The sequence below is a fragment of the Streptomyces sp. NPDC052064 genome, assembly GCF_055585925.1.
The window spans coordinates 460,846-480,973 of sequence record NZ_JBVJJE010000001.1 but is presented as its reverse complement, the minus strand read 5'-3'; the positions used below and the strand labels follow the sequence as shown (position 1 = coordinate 480,973).

The 20,128-nt window shown below is 72.2% G+C and carries 18 protein-coding genes and 1 riboswitch; of the genes, 9 read left to right on the top strand and 9 right to left on the bottom strand.

Going from position 1 to position 20,128, the window contains the following annotated elements:
* Window positions 1-2: 2 nt before the first annotated feature.
* From ACZ6TU_RS02240 to ACZ6TU_RS02215, 6 genes are all read right to left on the bottom strand, one after another.
* Window positions 3-1,181 carry an FAD-dependent monooxygenase gene (locus ACZ6TU_RS02240; RefSeq protein ID WP_469546032.1) on the bottom strand — a complete coding sequence of 393 codons (1,179 nt, stop codon included), beginning with the start codon at window positions 1,179-1,181 and terminating at the stop codon, window positions 3-5.
* Window positions 1,178-2,737 carry a class I adenylate-forming enzyme family protein gene (locus tag ACZ6TU_RS02235; protein WP_467671826.1) on the bottom strand — a complete coding sequence of 520 codons (1,560 nt, stop codon included), beginning with the start codon at window positions 2,735-2,737 and terminating at the stop codon, window positions 1,178-1,180. The genes ACZ6TU_RS02240 and ACZ6TU_RS02235 overlap by 4 nt, the downstream gene beginning before the upstream one ends.
* A 23-nt stretch (window positions 2,738-2,760) precedes the next feature.
* Window positions 2,761-4,284: an AMP-binding protein gene (locus ACZ6TU_RS02230; RefSeq protein WP_467671824.1), complete on the bottom strand. Its 1,524-nt coding sequence runs from the start codon at window positions 4,282-4,284 to the stop codon at window positions 2,761-2,763.
* On the bottom strand, window positions 4,281-6,806 hold the full coding sequence (gene pabB / locus ACZ6TU_RS02225; protein WP_469546028.1) for an aminodeoxychorismate synthase component I: 2,526 nt from the start codon (window positions 6,804-6,806) through the stop codon (window positions 4,281-4,283). The genes ACZ6TU_RS02230 and pabB overlap by 4 nt, the downstream gene beginning before the upstream one ends.
* 30 nt (window positions 6,807-6,836) lie before the next feature.
* The gene (locus tag ACZ6TU_RS02220) at window positions 6,837-7,373 is read right to left on the bottom strand and encodes a hypothetical protein (RefSeq protein WP_467672568.1); all 537 of its coding nucleotides are present in this window, start codon (window positions 7,371-7,373) and stop codon (window positions 6,837-6,839) included.
* A gap of 167 nt (window positions 7,374-7,540) precedes the next feature.
* Window positions 7,541-8,383 (bottom strand): DMT family protein, encoded by an 843-nt coding sequence (locus tag ACZ6TU_RS02215; protein WP_469546571.1) that lies wholly within the window; start codon window positions 8,381-8,383, stop codon window positions 7,541-7,543.
* A 141-nt stretch (window positions 8,384-8,524) separates the two neighbouring features.
* Between ACZ6TU_RS02215 and ACZ6TU_RS02210 the strand changes: the two genes are divergently transcribed.
* The 5 genes from ACZ6TU_RS02210 (at window position 8,525) to ACZ6TU_RS02190 (ending at window position 13,621) form a co-directional block, all read left to right on the top strand.
* Window positions 8,525-8,884: a hypothetical protein gene (locus tag ACZ6TU_RS02210; RefSeq protein WP_467671820.1), complete on the top strand. Its 360-nt coding sequence runs from the start codon at window positions 8,525-8,527 to the stop codon at window positions 8,882-8,884.
* A gap of 15 nt (window positions 8,885-8,899) precedes the next feature.
* Window positions 8,900-10,075 (top strand): glutathionylspermidine synthase family protein, encoded by a 1,176-nt coding sequence (locus ACZ6TU_RS02205; protein WP_469546025.1) that lies wholly within the window; start codon window positions 8,900-8,902, stop codon window positions 10,073-10,075.
* A gap of 146 nt (window positions 10,076-10,221) precedes the next feature.
* Window positions 10,222-10,307, top strand: a riboswitch (ZMP/ZTP riboswitch).
* Window positions 10,280-11,788 carry a glycine hydroxymethyltransferase gene (locus tag ACZ6TU_RS02200; RefSeq protein ID WP_467671816.1) on the top strand — a complete coding sequence of 503 codons (1,509 nt, stop codon included), beginning with the start codon at window positions 10,280-10,282 and terminating at the stop codon, window positions 11,786-11,788. Its footprint overlaps the riboswitch before it by 28 nt.
* Before the next feature lie 99 nt (window positions 11,789-11,887).
* On the top strand, window positions 11,888-12,901 hold the full coding sequence (gene trpS / locus ACZ6TU_RS02195) for a tryptophan--tRNA ligase (RefSeq protein ID WP_467671814.1): 1,014 nt from the start codon (window positions 11,888-11,890) through the stop codon (window positions 12,899-12,901).
* A gap of 141 nt (window positions 12,902-13,042) precedes the next feature.
* Window positions 13,043-13,621 carry a 2'-5' RNA ligase family protein gene (locus ACZ6TU_RS02190; protein WP_467671812.1) on the top strand — a complete coding sequence of 193 codons (579 nt, stop codon included), beginning with the start codon at window positions 13,043-13,045 and terminating at the stop codon, window positions 13,619-13,621.
* A gap of 12 nt (window positions 13,622-13,633) precedes the next feature.
* Here ACZ6TU_RS02190 and ACZ6TU_RS02185 read toward each other — a convergent pair whose 3' ends face one another.
* Together ACZ6TU_RS02185 and ACZ6TU_RS02180 are read right to left on the bottom strand one after the other, a co-directional pair.
* Entirely contained in the window at window positions 13,634-14,389 is a 756-nt protein-coding gene (locus tag ACZ6TU_RS02185; protein WP_469546019.1) for a decaprenylphospho-beta-D-erythro-pentofuranosid-2-ulose 2-reductase, read from the bottom strand.
* A gap of 46 nt (window positions 14,390-14,435) precedes the next feature.
* A complete protein-coding gene (locus ACZ6TU_RS02180) occupies window positions 14,436-15,818 on the bottom strand; it encodes an FAD-binding protein (protein ID WP_467671810.1) in 1,383 nt (460 codons plus the stop codon).
* A gap of 133 nt (window positions 15,819-15,951) precedes the next feature.
* Here ACZ6TU_RS02180 and ACZ6TU_RS02175 point away from each other — a divergent pair, with 133 nt between their 5' ends.
* Genes ACZ6TU_RS02175 through ACZ6TU_RS02160 form a run of 4 tightly spaced genes read left to right on the top strand, consistent with a single transcriptional unit; the run spans window position 15,952 to window position 18,764 of the window.
* Complete coding sequence (locus tag ACZ6TU_RS02175) at window positions 15,952-16,473, top strand: phosphatase PAP2 family protein (RefSeq protein ID WP_469546015.1); 522 nt, start codon at window positions 15,952-15,954, stop codon at window positions 16,471-16,473.
* Window positions 16,466-17,410: a decaprenyl-phosphate phosphoribosyltransferase gene (locus ACZ6TU_RS02170; RefSeq protein WP_467671806.1), complete on the top strand. Its 945-nt coding sequence runs from the start codon at window positions 16,466-16,468 to the stop codon at window positions 17,408-17,410. The genes ACZ6TU_RS02175 and ACZ6TU_RS02170 overlap by 8 nt, the downstream gene beginning before the upstream one ends.
* Window positions 17,407-17,859 carry a GtrA family protein gene (locus ACZ6TU_RS02165; protein WP_469546011.1) on the top strand — a complete coding sequence of 151 codons (453 nt, stop codon included), beginning with the start codon at window positions 17,407-17,409 and terminating at the stop codon, window positions 17,857-17,859. The genes ACZ6TU_RS02170 and ACZ6TU_RS02165 overlap by 4 nt, the downstream gene beginning before the upstream one ends.
* Window positions 17,847-18,764: a YihY/virulence factor BrkB family protein gene (locus ACZ6TU_RS02160; RefSeq protein ID WP_469546009.1), complete on the top strand. Its 918-nt coding sequence runs from the start codon at window positions 17,847-17,849 to the stop codon at window positions 18,762-18,764. The genes ACZ6TU_RS02165 and ACZ6TU_RS02160 overlap by 13 nt, the downstream gene beginning before the upstream one ends.
* Here the strand turns inward: ACZ6TU_RS02160 and ACZ6TU_RS02155 are convergent.
* Window positions 18,712-20,043: a D-alanyl-D-alanine carboxypeptidase family protein gene (locus tag ACZ6TU_RS02155; protein WP_469546006.1), complete on the bottom strand. Its 1,332-nt coding sequence runs from the start codon at window positions 20,041-20,043 to the stop codon at window positions 18,712-18,714. The two genes, ACZ6TU_RS02160 and ACZ6TU_RS02155, sit on opposite strands and share 53 nt — an antisense overlap.
* Between the last annotated feature and the right edge of the window lie 85 nt (window positions 20,044-20,128).

Below are 20,128 nucleotides of genomic sequence, written 5' to 3'. Positions count from 1 at the left end.
CCTCAGTACTTGCGTCCCGCGACGGCCGGTGCCCCGTGCCGGGGTCCGTACGGCGCGTGCTCCAGCCATGACCCGCACCACGGCAGCACCGGCGCAAGTGCCGCCGCCGCACGCTGTCCGACCCGGACGATCCGGCGGCGCGGCCGCAGATGGTCCAGGGCGGCACCGGCGGCGGCGCTGTTGAACAGGGCCGCCGCCCGCCGCACCTCGGCGAACCCGGCGACCGCCTCGCCGGTCACGGCGGCGATCGCCTCGGCGGCGGCCGCCGCGTCCGCGATCCCGCTGTTCATGCCGCGTGCCCCGAACGGCGGGAAGAGATGTGCCGCCTCGCCGGCCAGCAGCACCCGCCGGTGCGGATCGGTGAACGAGGCCGCCACCTTGCGCAGGAAGCGGTACGTCGACACCCACAGGACCCGCTCGCCGTAGCCGTCCCCGACGACCGAGGGCAGCCAGCGCCGTACGGCCTCCTCGGTGCCGAACTCCTCCTGCCGGTCGTCGTCCCGGCACTGGAGGTCGACCTGGAAGCCCCCGGTGAACGGCACGCGCATCACGCTGCGCCCGCCCACCCCGGGATGCTCGTAATGGAAGACCCGCTCCAGCGGCAGCTCCGCGCCCGGCACGTCGGCGACGTCCACGACGACGTGGAAGCCCTCGCCGTGCGTGCCCTCCAGGGCGATGCCCAGCTCGCGCCGGACCGTGGAACGGGCCCCGTCGGCGGCGATCGCGAACGCGCCGGCCCACACCCGGCCGTCCTCACCCGTCAGCCGGACCTCCGTCTCCGTGGTGCTCACGCCCGTCACGCGCGCGCCCCACACGAACTCCACCCCGGCCTGCGCACAGGCCGCCCGCAGGAACCGCTCGGTGTCCGTCTGGCGAAGGCTGGTGAAAGGCGGCGGGCCGGACGGGGGCGGGAACGTGCGGGCGTAGACCTCACGTCCCCGGTAGAGGGTGCGCCTGGTGTGCCAGGTCCGCCCGTACGAGGTGATCTCGGCGGCGAGGCCGGGCCGCATCGCGTCCAGCAGGCCGAGGGTCTCGCGGTGCACGAACAGGGCCCGGCTGCCGGGCCGTTCCCGGTCCTCCGGCTCCGCCTCCAGCAGGACGGCGGGCAGGCCGTGCGCCCGCAGCGCGAGAGCCGCCGACAGGCCCACGGGACCGGCGCCCACGACGAAGACCGGGGTCATGCCCGGACGCCTTCGGTGAGCATCCGGGCGATCTCCACCCGCTTCACCTTCCACGTCGCGGTCATCGGCAGGTCCTCGAACCGCCACTGCCGCGGCTCGGCCATCGCCGGCAGCCCTGACGTGGCCCGCCGCCAGCGCTCCGGGTCCAGGGGCCGCTCACCGCGCACGCACACCACCGGCACCGGTTCCCGGTCCGCGCCCGGCACGATGACGACCTCGCGCAGCTCCTCCAGCCGGGACATCAGCGTGTCCTCGACCTCCAGATTGCTGTGCACGGCGTCGATCTGGTCGACTTCCCGGTCGATCAGATACAGCGCCCCCAGGCGGCTCCGGTAGCCCATGTCGCCCATCTCCCACCAGCCGTCGGTGAGCTGACGGCCGTAGCGCTCCGGCATGCCGAGGTAGGTGAGGATCCGGCCCCGGGTACGGGCCTCGATCCGGCCCGGCGTGCCGGGCGGCACCCGCCCGCCCCCCGCGTCGGTGACCCGGACCCGGGTGAAGCCCGGTATCCCGAACCCGACCCGGCGGCCGTCCGCGCGGGCCGCGCTGCGCCGGGTCACCACCTGGAACGCCACCGGGCCCGTCTCGCTCTGCCCGTACAGCTGGACCAGCCAGGGCGTACGGCGCCGTGAGGCGCCCAGCAGCCGCCGTACGGTGCGCGGATGGATCGCGTCGAACGTCGAGCCGTACGCCCGGACCCGGGACAGCGGCGCACCGGGCGCGTCGGCCAGCTCCTCCCACAGCACGAACGTGTTGGGGTGCGTCTCCACGATGCCGGGCCGGTGCCGGACCAGCAGCGGTCCCACCGCGGCCGGATCCGGGTCGGTGATCAGCACGAGCGGGCTGCCGAAGTGCAGCAGGACGCCGAGCAGATGGTAAAAGCGCGAGTGCACGAACGACATGTGCAGCGCCGCCGGCTCGCCCCGCGTGGGCCAGCCCATCGCCTGCTGCGGCACGAGCCGGTTCCACATGGTGTGCGCGCAGTGCACGGCCAGTTTGGGGACGCCGGTGGTGCCCGAACTGTGGGTGATCAGGGCGGGTTCACGGGGGTGCAGCCGGACCGGCGGGGGAGGCTCGGCGCCGGCGTACTTCGCCAGGGGCTCCGCCCCGGCCGCGTCGTCCACGCAGAGCGTCCGCCGCACGAGCCCGGACAGGGCGAGCTCCCGCAGGCCGTCCAGGGTGGCGCTGTCGGTGATCAGCCAGGGCCGGCGCAGCCGTTCGAGGAGCTGCCCGGCCACCGCGGGGGCCAGCGCGGGCGACAGCAGCACCGGCACGGCGCCGATACGGGAGACGGCGCAGGTCAGCAGCATGATGTCGACGTTGTCCGCCTTGTGCACGACGACCTGCTCCGAGGGCCGCACCCCGGCGTCCCACAGCCGGCCGGACAGGTCCTCGACCAGGTCGGCCAGCACGGTGTAGCTCAGGTCGACCCCGAGGGAGGGGGCGACGTCCAGCGGCCGGTCCAGGGTGACGAAGACGGCCCCGTGCCGGTCGGCCGCACGCCGGAAGACCGGTCCCAGGTAGAAGCCGCGGTCGGTCAACAGGGGTGCTCGCATGGGGTCGTTCCTCTCTGCGGGGTTCACCAGGCGCCCCGTCGCACCAGATGGCGGCGCAGCTTCCCGGTAGGGGTGCGCGGCAGCGACGGGACGAAGCTGACGCTGCGGGGGACCTTGAACGCGGCGAGGCTCTCCCGCGCCAGGCCGACGAGTTCGTCCGCCAGGCCGTCCCGCACCGGCGGGGCGGGGACCACGAAGGCTCGCAGCCGGCTCGCGCCCCGCCCGTCGGGCACCGCCGCGACCGCCACCTCCCGCACCGCCGGATGGCCGCGCAGCACGGCCTCCACCTCCAGCGGGGAGACGGTGATGCCGCCGACCATCTCCATGTCGTCGGCCCGGCCCAGGTGCCGGTAGGAGCCGTCCGGTTCGCGGCACGCCCGGTCGCGGGTGGCCAGCCAGCCGCCGACCAGGGTCCGGGCGGTCTCCTCGGGCCGGTTCAGATAGCCGGGCGTCACCGTCGGCCCGCGCACCCACATCTCGCCCTCCTCGCCGTCCGGCACCGGGTGGCCGTCGCGGTCCCGCAGCTCCACCTCGAAGCCGGGGACGGGACGGCCGACGGTGCCCGGGTGGTTGTGGGCGAAGCCGTTGGCGCAGAACGCGTGACCGGCCTCCGTGGAGCCGATCTGCTCCAGCACGGGAGCCCCGAGCAACGCGGTCACCTGCCCGGCGAGCCCCTCCGGCAGCCCCTCGCCGGCCGACACCGCGGCCCGCACCGAGGCGAAGCAGCCCTCGTGCCCGTTGCCCCGCTCGGCCACCAGCGCGGCGTACGCGGACGGCACGGAGTACAGCAGCGTCACCCGGTGCCGGGCGACGAGTTCGTCGATGGTCGCCGGGGTGGGACGCCGGTCCACCAGCACCGCGGACGAGCCGGAGAAGAGCGGGAAGACGAAGGCGTTGCCGAAGCCGTAGGCGAAGAACAGCTTCGACACCGACAGGGTGACGTCCTCCGCCGTGATGCGCAGCACCCGCCGGCCGACCAGGTCGTGGTACGTCCGTGGGTCGCCGTGCGTGTGCACGACGCCCTTGGGGCGGCCCGTGGTGCCGGAGGTGTACTGGACGTAGAGCGGGGTGTGCGCGTCGACCTGGTGGGCGGGCGCGGGCTCGGCGGCGGGGGCGAGCGCCATGAGCTGGTCGGCACCCAGGCGGGCCCGCTCGGTGAACCGCTCCTCCAGGCCCGGCCCCGTCACACAGAGCCCGGCCCCGGTGTCCTCGGCCAGGAACGCGTGGTCGGACGCGGGGAGTTCGGGGTTGACCAGGACCGCGACGGCGCCGAGACGGGCGGTGGCGAGGAAGGCCGTCACCCAGGCGAGGGAGTCGGGCAGCGCCAGCAGCACACGGTCCCCGGCGCGCACCCCGTGCCCGGCGAGCACGGTTGCCGCCCGGGCCGCGAGGTCGTGCACCTCGCCGTGGGTCCAGGCCCGGTGCCCCTGGTGGAAGGCGGTCCGCCCGCCCCACCCACGCCGCTCGGCGAGCTCCGCCAGCTGGGCCGCGAGGTTCCCGGGCGCCTCGGCCTCGACGGGGTGCAGCACGACCTGCGGACTGGTCATCGCCGGGCCTCCTCGGCCGCCCCGGCCCTGTCCCCCGGCGGGGCCTGCTGCTGGATCCGGTCGGCCGTGTGCTGGTGCAGGGCCCGCATCGGGGCCGCCGTCTTCAGCAGCATCTCCTCGTACTCCGCGTCCGGATCGGAGCCGAGGACGATCGCTCCGCCCGCACCCAGATGCATCTGGCCGTCGGCGAACACGGCGGTACGGATGACGATGCTGAGATCCGCACCGCCGCCACAGCCGAAGTAACCGAGGGCGCCGGAGTACACGCCCCGGGCCTCGGACTCCAGCGAGTCGATGATCTCCAGCGTGCGCAGCTTCGGCGCGCCGGTCATCGACCCGCCGGGAAAACAGGCCCGGACACAGTCCACCGCGTCCGTGCCCGCCCGCAGCCTGCCCTCCACGGTCGAGACGAGCTGGTGCACGGTGGCGTACGTCTCCGTGGCCATGAGCTTGGAGACCCGCACCGACCCCGTCCGGCACACCCGCCCCAGGTCGTTGCGGAGCAGATCGACGATCATCAGGTTCTCGGCCCGCGTCTTGGCGTCCGACGCCAGCGCGTCCCGCAGCCGGGCGTCCTCCTCCGGCCCGTCGCCCCGGGGAGCGGTCCCCTTGATGGGCCTGGCCTCGGCGGTGCCGTCCCGCCCGATGCGCAGGAACCGCTCGGGCGAGGACCCGGCCACCTCCAGCTCCCCGAATCTCAGGAAGGCCGCGTACGGGGCCGGGTTGTCGCGGCGGAGTGTCCGGTAGAACTCGAACGCGTCGGGCGGTGCGGTCAACCGGGCGGCGTTGGTCAGGCAGACCTCGTAACTGGTGCCCGCCCGCAACTCCCGCTTGCACGCCTCGATGTCCGCGAGATACGTCGCCCGGTCGCGCACCAGCCACGGCTCGGCGGCGCCGGGGTCCGCAGGGGCCGGTGGCACGGGCAGGGGCGGCCGCTCCGTCGCCACGCAGGTGAGATCGGCCAGCGCGCTCTCCAGCCATTCGGAGGCCTCCCGAGCGGCCTGCGGGGTGTCCTCCGCCAGGCAGACGGCGTACGTGAAGCCCTCCTGGTGGTCCACCGCGATCACCCGGTCGGCGAACAGCCAGGCGGCGTCCGGGACCGGGGAGCGGTGACGGTTGGGCGACCCGCAGTCCGCCTTCACCTCATAGCCGAAGTAGCCGACGTAGCCCCCCGTGAAGTCGAACGGCAGCCCGGTCGCGTCCACCCGTCGGCTGGTCAACTGCCGCTTGAGGTAGTCGAAGGCACTGGCCGCGACCTTCCGCACCGGCCGCCCCGCCCGCTCGATCTCACAGCGCCCGCCGGCGACGTCGTACCGCACGAACTCGGCGAGCGGCCCGCTGTCGTCCCCGAAGAACGAGAACCGCGACCGACCCGGCTCCACCAGCGAACTGTCCAGCCAGAAGGCACGCGAGGATCCCGCGTACATCCGCGTGAAGGCCGCCTCGGCATCCACCGCACCACCGATCCGCCGACTGTGCAGCCGGTATCCGACGCGCTCGGGGCGACGGGGGCGGGGGATGGTGGCGCTGGGCGGGGCGACCGCGTCGGACGGGGCGGGGGTGATGGACAGATCGGCCCCGGCGCGCGGCTTCCGCCCCGCGGACGGGGCGGCCTCACCGGACATCCCGGCGCCGACGGACGGATCGGCGGCGGCGGACGGATCGGCGCCGACGGACGGATCGGCCGCGCCGGACCAACCGGACCCTGCGGAAGCACCGGTGGATGGACCAGCACCGGATGCCGGCACGGCCCCGCCGGACCACATGGGCCCGTCGGACGCCCCACCCGACTGGATCGCCGCTGCCCGGCGCGCGGCCGCAGGCCGACGGTCCGCCGCCGAGGACCGGGAGACGCCCGCCTCGCACTCCGGTACCACCACGCGGCGCCGGGCCGGGGCCTCGTGCGACGGCACCGCCGTGTTCTTCGTCCGCAGTTTGCCGACCCGCTCCGCGGTCAGGTTGCGGAAGTTCACGAGCATGCGATGGCCGAACTCCGTGAGGACGGACTCCGGGTGGAACTGCACGCCCCACAGCGGCCGGCTTCGGTGCCGCAGTCCCATCAGGACGCCGTCCTCCGCCCAGGCCGTGGCCTCCAGCATCTCCGGCAGCGGCTCGAGCACGGACAGCGAGTGGTAGCGGACGGCGGTGAAGTTCTGCGGCAGGCCCTGGAACAGGTCGCGTTCGTCATGCCGGATCGTGGACAGGTGCCCGTGCCGCGGCTCCGGAGCGGGCCCCACCACCCCGCACTCCCCGAGCGCTATGCCCTGATGGCCGAGACACACGCCGAGCACGGGAAGCGGGGAGGTCGCGAGCAGCCTGGCCGCGATGCCGAAGTCACGCGCGTGGGCCGGGTGTCCCGGGCCCGGGGACACCACCAGGTTGTCGAACTCCCGGAGATCCGGAAGCCCGTCGACGGCGGCGTCGTTGCGGACCACCACCGGCTCCTCGCCGTTGACCTCGGCGATCAGCTGGAACAGGTTGTACGTGTACGAGTCGTAATTGTCGATGAGCAGGGTCTTCACCCGCCCACCTCCCTCTGTTCGTTCGCGGGCCTATGTGGCCCGGCGTTTGTGCCGTCCGCGGAGCGCCTGGAGCGACGGGTACAGCCATTTCCTGAAGAAACGCTGGAGCCGCGGCATGAGAATCCAGGTGACGAGGGCCGTCACGCACAGGCACAACAGCAGCGTGCGGATCAGTGCATTGAGGTCACCGAGATAGGGAAGCACCGTCAGATTGAACAGGAGCACCGGCGGAAAAACCGCGCTCATATTCACGAACCACAATTTCCATTTCGACGGCGGAGCCGGCGGCGCGGGTGTCAGCGTCTGAGCCTCGAACCAGGCCCGGGCTCCCCGCACCCTCCTGCGTTCCGCCTCCTGGGCGAGCCCCTCCAGCCGGGCGTCCCACTGTGCCCGGGAGGGCGAATTCTCCCAGGCCAGGGCCGAACCCTCGCTGGTGAAGCGATAGACGACATGCCACTCCGCCCCTCCGTCGACAAGTACCCCACCCCCCAGAAACCCCGGTTGCCGCGCGGTCGCGCCCAGCATGGCCCATCCCCAGGAGTGGAAGTCGGCCGCCCGGCCCGGCATCACGCGATAGGCCACGGTGACCGTGACGGGATTACTGGTCACGCCGTCCCATACGGAAAGCGGTTCACTCGCGTTCAAGATTCAACAAACAATTTTCCGGTCGTCCGGAACGTGAAGTTTTTCGGCAGATGGGAAACCCCTCTGATCACCTGGGCGGGAGCCTCCGATCATCTGGGCGCAAGCGCGCTCTCCGCCTGCTCGACCGGCGCCTCCCCGAACCGCGACAACGCCAGCGCCCCGGCCACCGCCACCGCGAAACCGAGCACCGCCGGCCACCCCAGCCCCGGCCGCGTACGGTCCCCGAGCCACGCCACGCCGATCAACGCGGGCGCGACGGTCTCCCCGAGCACCAGTCCCGCGGTCGCCGTGGTCACCGACCCGCGCTGGAGGGCGGAGGTCAGCAACAGGAACGCGGCCCCGCCGCCGAGTGGCAGCGCGTACGCCGCCGGGTTCGCGACGAGCGCCTCGGGAGTCAGACCGTCGATGAGCCGCACTGCCACCTCCACCACCCCGAACCCGAGCCCGGCGCCCAGCCCGAGCGCGAGCGCCCGCCCCCGCTCCGGCAACCGCCCACCCACCGCCCCGAGCAGCAGCACCCCGCCCGCCGCGGCGAGCATCGCCCACCTCAGCCAGACCGGCCCGGCCTCCTCGCCCTCCGCCCCGGACGTCAGCCCCAGCAGCGCGAGACCGGCACACACCACCCCCACCGCCGCCCACTCCGTGCGGCTCAGCCGCACCCTCAGCAGGCGCGCCGCGAGCACGGCCGTCACCGCGAGGCTCGCGGCCAGCGCCGCCCCCACGGCGTAGATCGGCACGGACCGCAGCGCGGCGATCTGGAGCAGGAAACCGAGCCCGTCCATCCCGAGCCCGACCAGATACCGCCACTGCCGCAGCGCCCGCCACAACAGCGCCAGGTCCCCGCCCGGCCCGGTCGCCGCCGCCCGCGCGGCCATCGCCTGCAACACCGTCGCCGTACCGAAGCAGACCGCCGCACCAAGGGCGCACACCATTCCAAAGATCACAAAACGACAGTAGGGGAGGGGGCGTGAGCCGGGGGGTCATGCCCGCTCGCTCACACCGGTCTCTAGGCTGGCCGCTCGGCAGTACATGACAGGACACGCAGTACGACGGGGACACGGGGAGACACGCGCATGGCTGAAACACGGCGACGACTGCGCTCGAGCACGGTGGTGCTGGGCGGCATGGGTGTCCTCGCGGCGGCCCTGTCCGCGTGCGGCTCCGACCCGGACCGCCGCTGTGTGGACCGGGACAGCTACGACTACGTCAACGGCTACAAGATCGTCGCCGACAAGAACTGCAAGTCCGGCTCCTCGTCCTCCTCCTACGGCAAGGGCCGCAAGAAGACCGGCAAGACCAGCACCACGAACGCCGACTGGTACTACGACGCCGACGTCAGCGGCCGCTACGCCGACAACGGCACCTTCAGCCGCAGCGAGGCCGTCGACCGGGGCGGCTTCGGCTGCTCGGGCTCCGGCAGCGGCGGCGGCTGAGCGGGCCGTACGCACATGGAACGCCGCACCATCACCCCCCGCCCCGACTGGCAGCAGACCGTCGAGGAACAGGGCCTGATCTACCCCCTCACCCGCTACCCCGACGACTCCCTGCGCCCCTACTGGGACGAAAGCGCCTACTACGTCTTCACCCTTCCGGAGGTCGAGGCCCTGGAGGAGGTCGTCGAGGAACTCCACCGCATGTGCCTGGCGGCGGCCGACCACATCGTCGCGGAGGACCGTTTCGCGGATCTCGGCATCACCGACCCGCGCGTGTCCCGGACGGTCGCCGAGTCCTGGCACCGCCGCGCCGAACTCCCCTCCGTCTACGGCCGTTTCGACCTCCGCTACGACGGAACAGGCCCGGCCAAGCTCCTGGAGTACAACGCCGACACCCCCACCTCGCTGGTGGAGGCCGCGTCCCCCCAGTGGTTCTGGATGGAGGACCGCTTCCCCGGCGCCGACCAGTGGAACTCCCTCCACGAACGCCTGATCGACGCCTGGAGGAAACAGGCCGCCCTCCTCCCGCCGGGCAGCCCCCTGTACTTCGCGTACTCCTCCGCCGACGAACTCGGCGAGGACCTGATGACGGTCGCCTACCTCAAGGAAACAGCCGAGCAGGCGGGCATGGAAACCGACTGGATCTCCATGGAGGAGATCGGCTGGGACCGCCTCTCCGGCCGCTTCGTCGACAACCGCCTCCGCTTCATCCGCAGCATCTTCAAGCTCTACCCCTGGGAGTGGCTCACCACCGACCGCTTCGCCGACCATGTCCTGGAGACGTTGGACAACGGCGGCGGCACCGGCTCCACCCTCTGGATCGAGCCGGCCTGGAAAATGCTCCTCAGCAACAAGGCGCTCCTGGCCATCCTCTGGGAGCTGTACCCCGACCACCCCAATCTCCTCCCGGCCCACCTGGACGGCCCCCGGGACCTACCGGGCTGGGTCGCCAAGCCCCTCCTGGGCCGAGAGGGCGCAGGCGTCACGGTCCACGAGCCCGGATCCGCGCCCACCCTCCGCGACGAACCGTGCGTGTACCAGCAGCTGGCCCCGCTGCCCGACTTCGACGGCAACCGAGTAGTCCTGGGCGCGTGGGTGGTGGAGAACGAGTCGGCGGGCCTGGGCATCCGCGAGTCGTCGGGCCTGATCACGGACGAGTACGCCCGCTTCCTCCCGCACGTGATCCTTTAGGAAGGGCTGAGGGGACACGCCCTTCCTTCAAGGGGCGCGGGGACATTCAAGGGGCGCGGGGCTGTGGCATTCGCGGCTCCGCCGCGTGGGCGCGACCAGCCACAACGCACCCGCACCCGACAACGAATGGCAACCCGGTAGGCTGACCCGGGGGCCGTGACTGGCGCGCTGGGATGGATGAACCATCGGGGAGCGGCCCAGCCGATGAGGGTCGTGCGCCTGGGCCGTACCGTGAACGCTGAACGCAACGTCCGGAGGTCCCACATGCCAGCCGAGCCCCTCTCCACCGCTTCCACCGCCTACCGCGCCGCCCTCGACGTCATCCGCGCCGTGGAGCCGCGCGTAGCCGACGCCATCGGCCAGGAGGTCGCCGACCAGCGCGAGATGCTCAAGCTGATCGCCTCCGAGAACTACGCCTCCCCGGCCACGCTGCTGGCGATGGGCAACTGGTTCAGCGACAAGTACGCCGAGGGCACCATCGGCCGCCGCTTCTACGCCGGCTGCCGCAACGTCGACACCGTCGAGTCCCTCGCCGCCGAGCACGCCAAGGAACTCTTCGGCGCCCGCCACGCCTACGTCCAGCCGCACTCCGGCATCGACGCCAACCTCGTCGCCTTCTGGTCGGTCCTCGCCCAGCGCGTCGAGGTCCCGGCCCTGGAGAAGGCCGGCGCCCGCCAGGTCAACGACCTCTCCGAGGCCGACTGGGCGGAGCTGCGCCGCGCCTTCGGCAACCAGCGCATGCTCGGCATGTCCCTGGACGCCGGCGGCCACCTCACCCACGGCTTCCGCCCGAACATCTCCGGCAAGATGTTCGACCAGCGCTCCTACGGCACGGACCCGGCCACCGGCCTCATCGACTACGAGGCCCTGCGCACCTCGGCCCGCGAGTTCAAGCCGCTGATCATCGTCGCGGGCTACTCGGCCTACCCGCGGCTGGTGAACTTCCGGATCATGCGCGAGATCGCCGACGAGGTCGGCGCGACGCTCATGGTCGACATGGCACACTTCGCCGGCCTGGTCGCGGGCAAGGTCCTGACCGGCGACTTCGACCCGGTCCCGCACGCTCAGATCGTGACGACGACCACCCACAAGTCGCTGCGCGGCCCGCGCGGCGGCATGGTCCTGTGCGACGACTCCCTCAAGGACCAGGTCGACCGCGGCTGCCCGATGGTCCTCGGCGGCCCGCTCCCGCACGTCATGGCCGCCAAGGCGGTCGCCTTCGCGGAGGCCCGCCAGGAGTCCTTCCGCGACTACGCCCAGCGCATCGTCGACAACTCCCGCGCCCTCGCCGAAGGTCTGATGCGCCGCGGCGCGACCCTCGTGACCGGCGGCACGGACAACCACCTGAACCTGATCGACGTCGCCTCCTCCTACGGCCTCACCGGCCGCCAGGCCGAGGCCGCCCTGCTCGAGTCGGGAATCGTCACCAACCGCAACTCCATCCCGGCCGACCCGAACGGCGCCTGGTACACCTCCGGCATCCGCATCGGCACCCCCGCCCTGACCACCCGGGGCCTGGGCACGGCGGAGATGGACGAGGTGGCGGCCCTGATCGACCGCGTCCTCACCACCACGGAGCCGGGCACGACCAAGTCGGGCGCCCCCTCCAAGGCGGCCCACGTCCTCGACGCGAAGATCGCCGACGAGATCAGCCACCGCGCGACGGACCTGGTGGCGGCCTTCCCGCTGTACCCCGAGATCGACCTCGGCTGAAGCGCCCCGTAAGGAGCGCGGGGAACTGCGACCAGCCACGACGGGTCCGCAGTTCCCCACCGCCGAAACCACCCGCGGCCCTCTGAGACAATAAGCAACATGGCCTCTGACCGACCCCGCGTGCTCTCCGGTATCCAGCCCACCGCCGGCTCGTTCCACCTCGGCAACTACCTCGGCGCCGTCCGCCAGTGGGTGGCCCTGCAGGAGACCCACGACGCGTTCTACATGGTCGTCGACCTGCACGCGATCACCATCCCGCAGGACCCGAAGGACCTGCGTGCGAACACGCGCCTGGCCGCCGCCCAGCTGCTCGCCGCAGGGCTGGACCCGGACCGCTGCACGCTCTTCGTCCAGAGCCACGTCCCCGAGCACGCCCAGCTCGCCTGGGTCATGAACTGCCTCACCGGCTTCGGCGAGGCCGGCCGGATGACCCAGTTCAAGGACAAGGCCGCCAAGCAGGGCGCCGAGCGCGCCTCCGTCGGCCTGTTCACGTACCCCATCCTCCAGGTCGCGGACATCCTGCTCTACCAGGCGCACGAGGTCCCGGTCGGCGAGGACCAGCGCCAGCACGTCGAGCTCACCCGAGACCTCGCCGAGCGCTTCAACGGCCGTTTCGGTCAGACGTTCACCGTCCCGAAGCCGTACATCCTCAGGGAGACGGCGAAGATCTACGATCTTCAGGACCCGTCGATCAAGATGAGCAAGTCGGCGTCCACGCCGAAGGGCCTCATCAACCTCCTCGACGAGCCGAAGGCCACCGCGAAGAAGGTCAAGAGCGCGGTCACCGACACGGACACGGTGATCCGCTACGACGTGGCGGAGAAGCCGGGAATCAGCAACCTGCTCACCATCTACTCCACCCTCACCGGGGCCGGCATCGCCGAGCTGGAGGAGAAGTACGAGGGCAAGGGCTACGGCGCGCTCAAGACCGACCTCGCCGAGGTCATGATCGACTTCGTGACGCCGTTCCGGGAGCGCACCCAGCAGTACCTGGACGATCCGGAGACGCTCGACTCGATCCTCGCCAAGGGCGCCGAGAAGGCCCGCGCCGTCGCCGCGGAGACCCTCGCCCAGGCGTACGACAAGGTCGGCTTCCTGCCCGCCAAGCACTGAACCCGCTCCCGCGCACAGCCGTACCACCGAACAGCGCTGTACATCACTTCGGTTGCGCCTGCCTGTAACCGGGTCGTGGCCGTACAGTCGATAACCGGGTGGTCGTATCAGCGACCCGCAAACTTAACGACAGGAGACGACGTGGGGACCGTAACGATCGGTGTCTCGATCGCGGTCCCGGAGCCTCACGGCAGCCGGCTTCAGCAGCTGCGCGCGGGCTTCGGCGACGCCGCGGCTCACGGCATTCCCACGCACGTCACCCTGCTGCCGCCGACGGAGATCGACGAGTCCGCCCTGCCGGCCGTCGAGGCGCATCTGACCGAGGTCGCCGAGGCCGGCCGGCCGTTCCCGATGCGGCTGTCCGGCACCGGCACGTTCCGGCCCCTGTCGCCGGTGGTGTTCGTCCGGGTCGTCGCGGGTGCGGAGGCCTGCACCCGGCTCCAGGAGCAGGTCCGCGACCCCGCCGGGCCGGTGGTACGCGAACTGCAGTTCCCCTACCACCCGCACGTCACGGTGGCGCACGGCATCGAGGAGGCGGCGATGGACCGCGCCTTCGAGGAACTCGCCGGTTACGAGGCCGAGTGGCCGTGCACCGGCTTCGCCCTCTACGAGCAGGGCGCCGACGGTGTCTGGCGCAAGCTCCGCGAGTTCCCCTTCGGCGGCTCGGTCGTCCCGCCCCAGGCCGGGCATGTGGAGCGCGGCTCGGTCCCCACCCGGTGATCCGCTCGTAGGTCAGATCGGCAGCCGCCGGAAGACCCCGCGCGGCAGGTGCCGCAGCGCCGACATCACCACACGCAGCGCGCCCGGCACCCACACCGTCTCCGAGCGGCGCCGCAGCCCCAGCTCGACGGCCGTCGCCACGGCCTCGGGCGTGGTCGCGAGGGGTGCCTCGGGCAGGCCGGCGGTCATCCGCGTCCGGACGAAGCCGGGGCGTACGACCATGACGTGCACGCCCGTGCCGTGCAGCGCGTCGCCCAGGCCCTGTGCGAAGGCGTCGAGGCCGGCCTTGCTGGAGCCGTAGATGAAGTTCGCGCGGCGGGCCCGCTCGCCCGCGACGGAGGACATGACGACCAGCGAGCCGTGCCCCTGGGACTGGAGCGCGCGGGCGCACACCAGGCCCGCCGAGACCGCGCCGGTGTAGTTGGTCTGCGCGACCCGCACCGCGGCCTCCGGCTCCCGTTCGTCGTGGGCCTGGTCGCCGAGGAGACCGAAGGCGAGCAGCACCATGTCGATGTCGCCCTCGGTGAATACCTTGCCGAGCACGGCCTCGTGGGAGGTGGGGTCGAGCGCGTCGAAGGCGACGGTGTGCACGTCGGCCCCGAGTCCGCGCAACTGCCCGGCGGCCTCCTCCAGGGCGGGCGACGGGCGGCCGGCCAGCCAGACCGTGCGGGTGCGGCGGGCGATCAGCCGGCGGGCGGTGGCCAGCGCGATCTCCGACGTTCCGCCGAGGACGAGCAGGGACTGGGGGAGACCGAAGGCGTCCTTCATGACAGCTCCTAGAGGTTGCCTGGTGTGCCTGTGCCTGTGCCTGTGCCTAGAGGCTGAGGCGGCGGGACAGATCGGACGTGAAGACCCCGTGCGGGTCCAGTTCCGCCCGCAGGGCCCGGAAGTCGTCCAGCCGCGGGTACATGGCCGCGAGCAGTTCAGGGCGCAGCCGGGCGTCCTTGGCGAGGTAGACGCGTCCGCCGGCGGTGGCGACCTCCTCGTCGAGTTCGTCGAGGAACGCGCCGAGGCCGGGCAGGCCCGCCGGGATGTCCAGCGCCAGCGTCCAGCCGGGCACCGGGAAGGACAGCCAGCCCGGGTCGGACTCCCCGAAGCGCTTGAGGACGGCCAGGAAGGACGGGCAGCGGCGTTCGGAGATACGGCGCACGATGCGGCGCAGGGCGTCCTCCTGGCCGTAGCCGACGACGAACTGGTACTGCACCAAGCCGCCCCGGCCGTAGACGCGGTTCCAGTGGGGCACGCCGTCCAGGGGGTGGAAGAAGGCGGAGACGCGCTGGAGTTGGCCGACACGCGCGCGGGGGGCCTTGCGGTACCAGAGCTCGTTGAAGAGGCCCACGGTCGTGCGGGTCAGCAGGCCCTCGGGGAGGACCGCGGGGGCGGACGGGAAGCGGGAGGTGCGGAAGGACAGCGGGTCCCGGCGCAGGCGGGCGGGGAGGGCGTCCAGGGGCGCGTGGTCGCCGTGGGTGAGGACCGCGCGGCCGGTGGAGGTGCCCCGGGCCAGCAGGTCGATCCAGGCGACCGAGTAGCGGTAGCGGTGGTCGGTGGCCGCCAGCCGGGCCATCAGGTCGTCCAGGTCCGTCGCGCGTTCGGTGTCGACCGACATCAGCGAGGTCTCGACCGGCTGGAGCCGGATCGTCGCGGTGAGGATCACACCGGTCAGTCCCATGCCGCCCGCGGTGGCGTCGAAGAGCGGCGTGCCCGGGATCACCGTGCGGATCTCGCCGTCGGCGGTGAGCAGTTCGAAGGCGAGTACGTGCCGCGAGAAGGAGCCCGAGACGTGGTGGTTCTTGCCGTGGATGTCGGCGCCGATCGCCCCGCCGACGGTGACGTAGCGCGTGCCGGGGGTGACCGGCACGAACCAGCCGAGCGGCAGCAGTACCTCCATCAGCCGGTGCAGGGAGACGCCCGCGTCGCACAGCACGGTGCCTCCGTCGGCGTCGATCGCGTGGACGCGGTCCAGGCCCGTCATGTCGAGCACGGATCCGCCCGCGTTCTGCGCCGCGTCCCCGTACGCCCGTCCCAGGCCCCGGGGGATCCCGCCACGGGCCCCGCAGTCGCGGACGGCCGCCGCGGCCTCCTCGTAGGTCTGCGGGCGGATCAGCCGGGCGGCAGTGGGAGCGGTGCGGCCCCAACCGGTGACGGTGGTGTGGTCCAGGCCCATGACGTCCGGGGCGGAATCGGTGTCGGCAGACATGTCCCTGACCGTATCGCCCCAATGTGAGCTATTAGTTAGAGAACATGGCACCCCTCCCCGAAACGGGTGATTAATGGGATGTCGCTCAATATTGCCGGAGTTCAGGCCAGGTGGGCGTGAACAGTGAGTCCACATGGACGACCTCGACCACCTGCACGACATGGATCACCGGATCGTTTCGGCGCTCAGGGCGTGCGGCACCGACCCGCGCGTGGCCGGCGCCGCGCGTGCCCTGTCCTGGGCGGGGGAACACGCGGCGCTGTGGCTGACGGCGGGGCTCGCCGGAGCCACCGTGGACGGCGGACGGCGTGGCGCCTGGCTGCGCGGCACGGCCCTCACCGCGGGGGCGCACCTCATCAGCATGGGGGTGAAGCGGGTCGTGCGCCGCCCGCGCCCCGCGCACGTCGAGCCCTTGGTGCGCACCGCAGGCCGGCACTCCTTCCCCAGCGCGCACGCCACCTCCGCCGCTGCCGCCGCCGTCGCCTTCGGCGCCCTGGGAGCGCGCGCCGTCCCGCCGCTCGCCGCCGCCGTGTGCGTCTCGCGGCTGGTGGCAGGCGTCCACTACCCCTCGGACGTCGCGGCGGGCGCGGCCCTCGGCGCGCTCACGGCCCGGCTCGGCGCCCGCTGGGTGAGGGGAGAGGCCCACCATGACTGAGACGGCCGTCCTGCGGCAGCGCACCCCCCGGGAGCGGCTCACGCCACCCCGCAAGGTCGAGCTCCTGGCCGGTCTTCTCCGGACCGCGCGGCCCAAGCAGTGGGTGAAGAACGTCCTGGTGGTCGCCGCCCCGGCGGCCGCCGGCGAGCTCTTCTCCCGGCACGCCCTGACCCAACTCGCCCTCGTCTTCGTCCTCTTCACCGCCTGCGCCGCCGCCGTCTACCTCGTCAACGACGCCCGCGACGTCGACGCCGACCGCGCCCACCCCACCAAGCGCCACCGCCCGGTCGCCGCCGGACAGGTCCCCGTGCCCGTCGCCTACGCCGTCGGCGGCTGCCTCGGCCTGCTCGCGTCCGCCGCCGCGGCCTGGCTCTGCTCCCCGGTCGTCGCCGCCCTGCTGACGGCCTACCTCGGCATGCAACTGGCCTACTGCATCAACCTCAAGCACGTCCTGGTCGTCGATCTCGCCGTCGTCACCACCGGCTTCCTGATGCGGGCGGTGGCGGGCGGTCTCGCCCTCGGCATCCCGCTGTCGCGCTGGTTCCTGATCACGACCGGCTTCGGCGCGCTGTTCATGGTGTCGGCCAAGCGCTACTCCGAAGCCGTGCAGATGGCCGGAGAAGCGGGCACCACACGCGCGTTGCTCACCGAGTACACCACCGGCTACCTCCGCTTCGTCTGGCAGCTCGCCGCCGGTGTCGCCGTCCTCGGCTACTGCCTGTGGGCCATGGAGGAGGGCGGCGTCCCGCACACCAGCGTGCTGCCCTGGCGGCAGCTGTCCATGGTCGCCTTCGTCCTCGCCATCCTGAGGTACGCCGTCTTCGCCGACCGCGGCACGGCGGGCGAACCCGAGGACGTCGTCCTGCGCGACCGGGCGCTCGCCCTCATCGGTCTGGTGTGGGTGGCGATGTACGGCCTGGCGGTGGCCAATTGGTGACCACGCGCGCGTGGTCGAGACCCACGGCCCCCTGCCGCCGGGAGCTCCTGGGCTTCGCCGCCGCCGGTCTCCTCGCCTACGCCGTCGACCTGGCCCTGTTCACCTGCCTGCGCGGCCCCGCCGGACTCGGCCCGCTCACCGCCAAGGCCCTGTCCTTCGTGGCCGCCTGCTCGGTCGCCTACGCGGGCAACGCCCTCGGCACCTACCGGGACAGGCGGACCAGGGGCCTGCGTCCGTACGCCGCCTTCTTCCTGGTGAACCTCGCCGGTGCCGCCGTACAAGTGCTCTGCCTCGCCGTCAGCCACTACGGCCTCGGGCTCACCTCGCAGCGCGCGGACACCGTCTCCGGCGCTGTCATCGGCATGGCGCTGGCCACGATTCTGCGGTTCTGGGGTACCCGTACATGGGTCTTCCGGGCGGAGGGCAGAGTCGGATCATGGACTGGCTGAAAAGGCTCCCGGTCATCGGGCCGTGGGCGACACGGCTGATGATCACCCACGCGTGGCGGTCGTACGAGCGGCTGGACCGCGTGAAGTGGACGCGGCTGGCCGCCGCGATGACCTTCACGAGCTTCGTCGCGCTGTTCCCGCTGCTGACCGTGGCCGCCACGATCGCCGCCGCCACGCTCAGCACGGAGCAGCAGGACACGCTCCAGGACAAGCTCGCCGAGCAGGTGCCCGGCATATCCGACCAGCTGGACATCGCCGGCCTGGTGGAGAACGCCGGCACGGTCGGCCTCATCGCGGGCGGGCTGCTGCTGTTCACCGGCATCAGCTGGGCCGGTTCGATGCGTGAATGCCTGCGGGCGGTGTGGGAGCTGGACGACGAGGAGGAGAACCCGCTCCTGCGCTACGCCAAGGACGCGGGCGTCCTGATCGGCCTCGGCGGCGCGCTCCTCGTCACCATCGCCGCCTCCGCCGTGGCCTCCGCGATGATCGGCTGGATCACCCGGCAGCTGGGCATCGACGAGGGCGGCTGGAGCGGGGTCCTGCTGCACGTCGCCGCGTTCCTGATCGCCGTACTCACCGACTTCCTGCTCCTGCTCTACGTCCTGACGCTGCTGCCCGGCGTGGAGCCCACGCGCCACCGCCTGGTCGTGGCGGCGCTGACCGGCGCGGTCGGCTTCGAGCTGCTGAAGCTGCTGCTCAGCGGCTACTTGCAGGGCGTGGCGGCGAAGAGCATGTACGGCGCGTTCGGCGTGCCCGTCGCGCTGCTGCTGTGGATCAACTTCACCTCGAAGCTGGTGCTGTTCTGCGCCTCCTGGACGGCGACGCAGAGCAAGGAGGACGAAGTCCCGGACGTCACGGGCGAGTCCGGCGGCGCACCAGATCCGGCAGCGGCCACCGGCGGTTGACCAGGAACGCGCCGCCCGCGAGCAGCACCAGCACGCCGCCGGTGATGCCGAGCGCGATCCCGATGCCGCTGGAGCCGTCCGCGGCCGGGGCGCTGGCCACCGGCTTGGAACCGGTCCCGGCCGTGCTGCCCGCGCCGTTCCCGGAGCCACCGGCCTCGCCGGAGGGGTTCGCGCCGGGCTGGACACTGGCCTGCGCGGCGCTCCTCGGCGGCACCAGCTCGCCCACGGGCTGTACCTTCCCGGCTGCCTCGAAGCCCCAGTCGAACAGCCGGGCGGTCTCCTTGTAGACCTCGTTGTGCTCGGGCTTCTCCGGGTTCATCACCGTGACCAGCAGCACCTTGCCGTTGCGCTCGGCGACACCGGTGAAGGTGGCGCCCGCGTTGGTGGTGTTGCCGTTCTTGACGCCGGCGATGCCCTGGTAGACGGGCAGGCCCGCGTCGCCGCTCAGCAGCCGGTTGGTGTTCTGGATCTCGAAGGACTCACGGACCGGCTTCCCCTTCTTGCCCTTCTTCGTCTCGCCGGGGAACTTCGCGCTGACCGTCGAGGCGTACTCGCGGAAGTCCTTCTTCTGCAGCCCCGATCGGGCGATCAGCGTCAGGTCGTAGGCGGACGAGACCTGCCTCTCGGCGTCGTATCCGTCCGGGCTGACGACGTTCGTGTCGAGGGCCTGGAGTTCCTCGGCGTGCTCGTTCATCTCCTTGACGGTGTTGTCGACGCCCTTGTTCATGGCTGACAGCACGTGCACGGCGTCGTTGCCGGAGCGCAGGAAGACGCCGAGCCACAGGTCGTGGACCGTGTAGGTCTCGTCCTCCTTTATCCCGACCAGGCTGGAGCCCGAGCCGATGCCCGCCAGGTCGGAGGGGACGACCTTGTGCTTGGCCGTCCTCGGGAACTTCGGCAGCAGCGTGTCCGCGAACAGCATCTTCAGCGTGCTCGCCGGGGCCAGCCGCCAGTGCGCGTTGTGCGCGGCCAGCACGTCACCCGACTCGGCGTCGGCGACGATCCAGGAGCGGGCGCTCACGTCCTTCGGCAGCACCGGCACGCCGCTCGCCAGGTTCACCTGCGTCCCCGGCTGTCCGAGCCGGGCGCCGCCCACGGTCGACATCGACGCCGGGGGAGTGGCCGACGGGCTCGCCGACGGACTGCCCGACGGGCTCGCCGACGGACTGCCCGAGGGGCTCGGTGCCGCGACGGCCGCGGGTGCGGCCAGGGCGAGGGACGACAGGACGGCGGAGGTGACCAGCAGGGATCGCCTGGCGGTCTTCTTCGGAGCGGGCACGATCGGAAACGTACATGCCGTACGGGGGGAAGTCCCGCCTGTGCCCCCACCCCGGGAACGGAACCGGACAGGTTCTGGCGATACT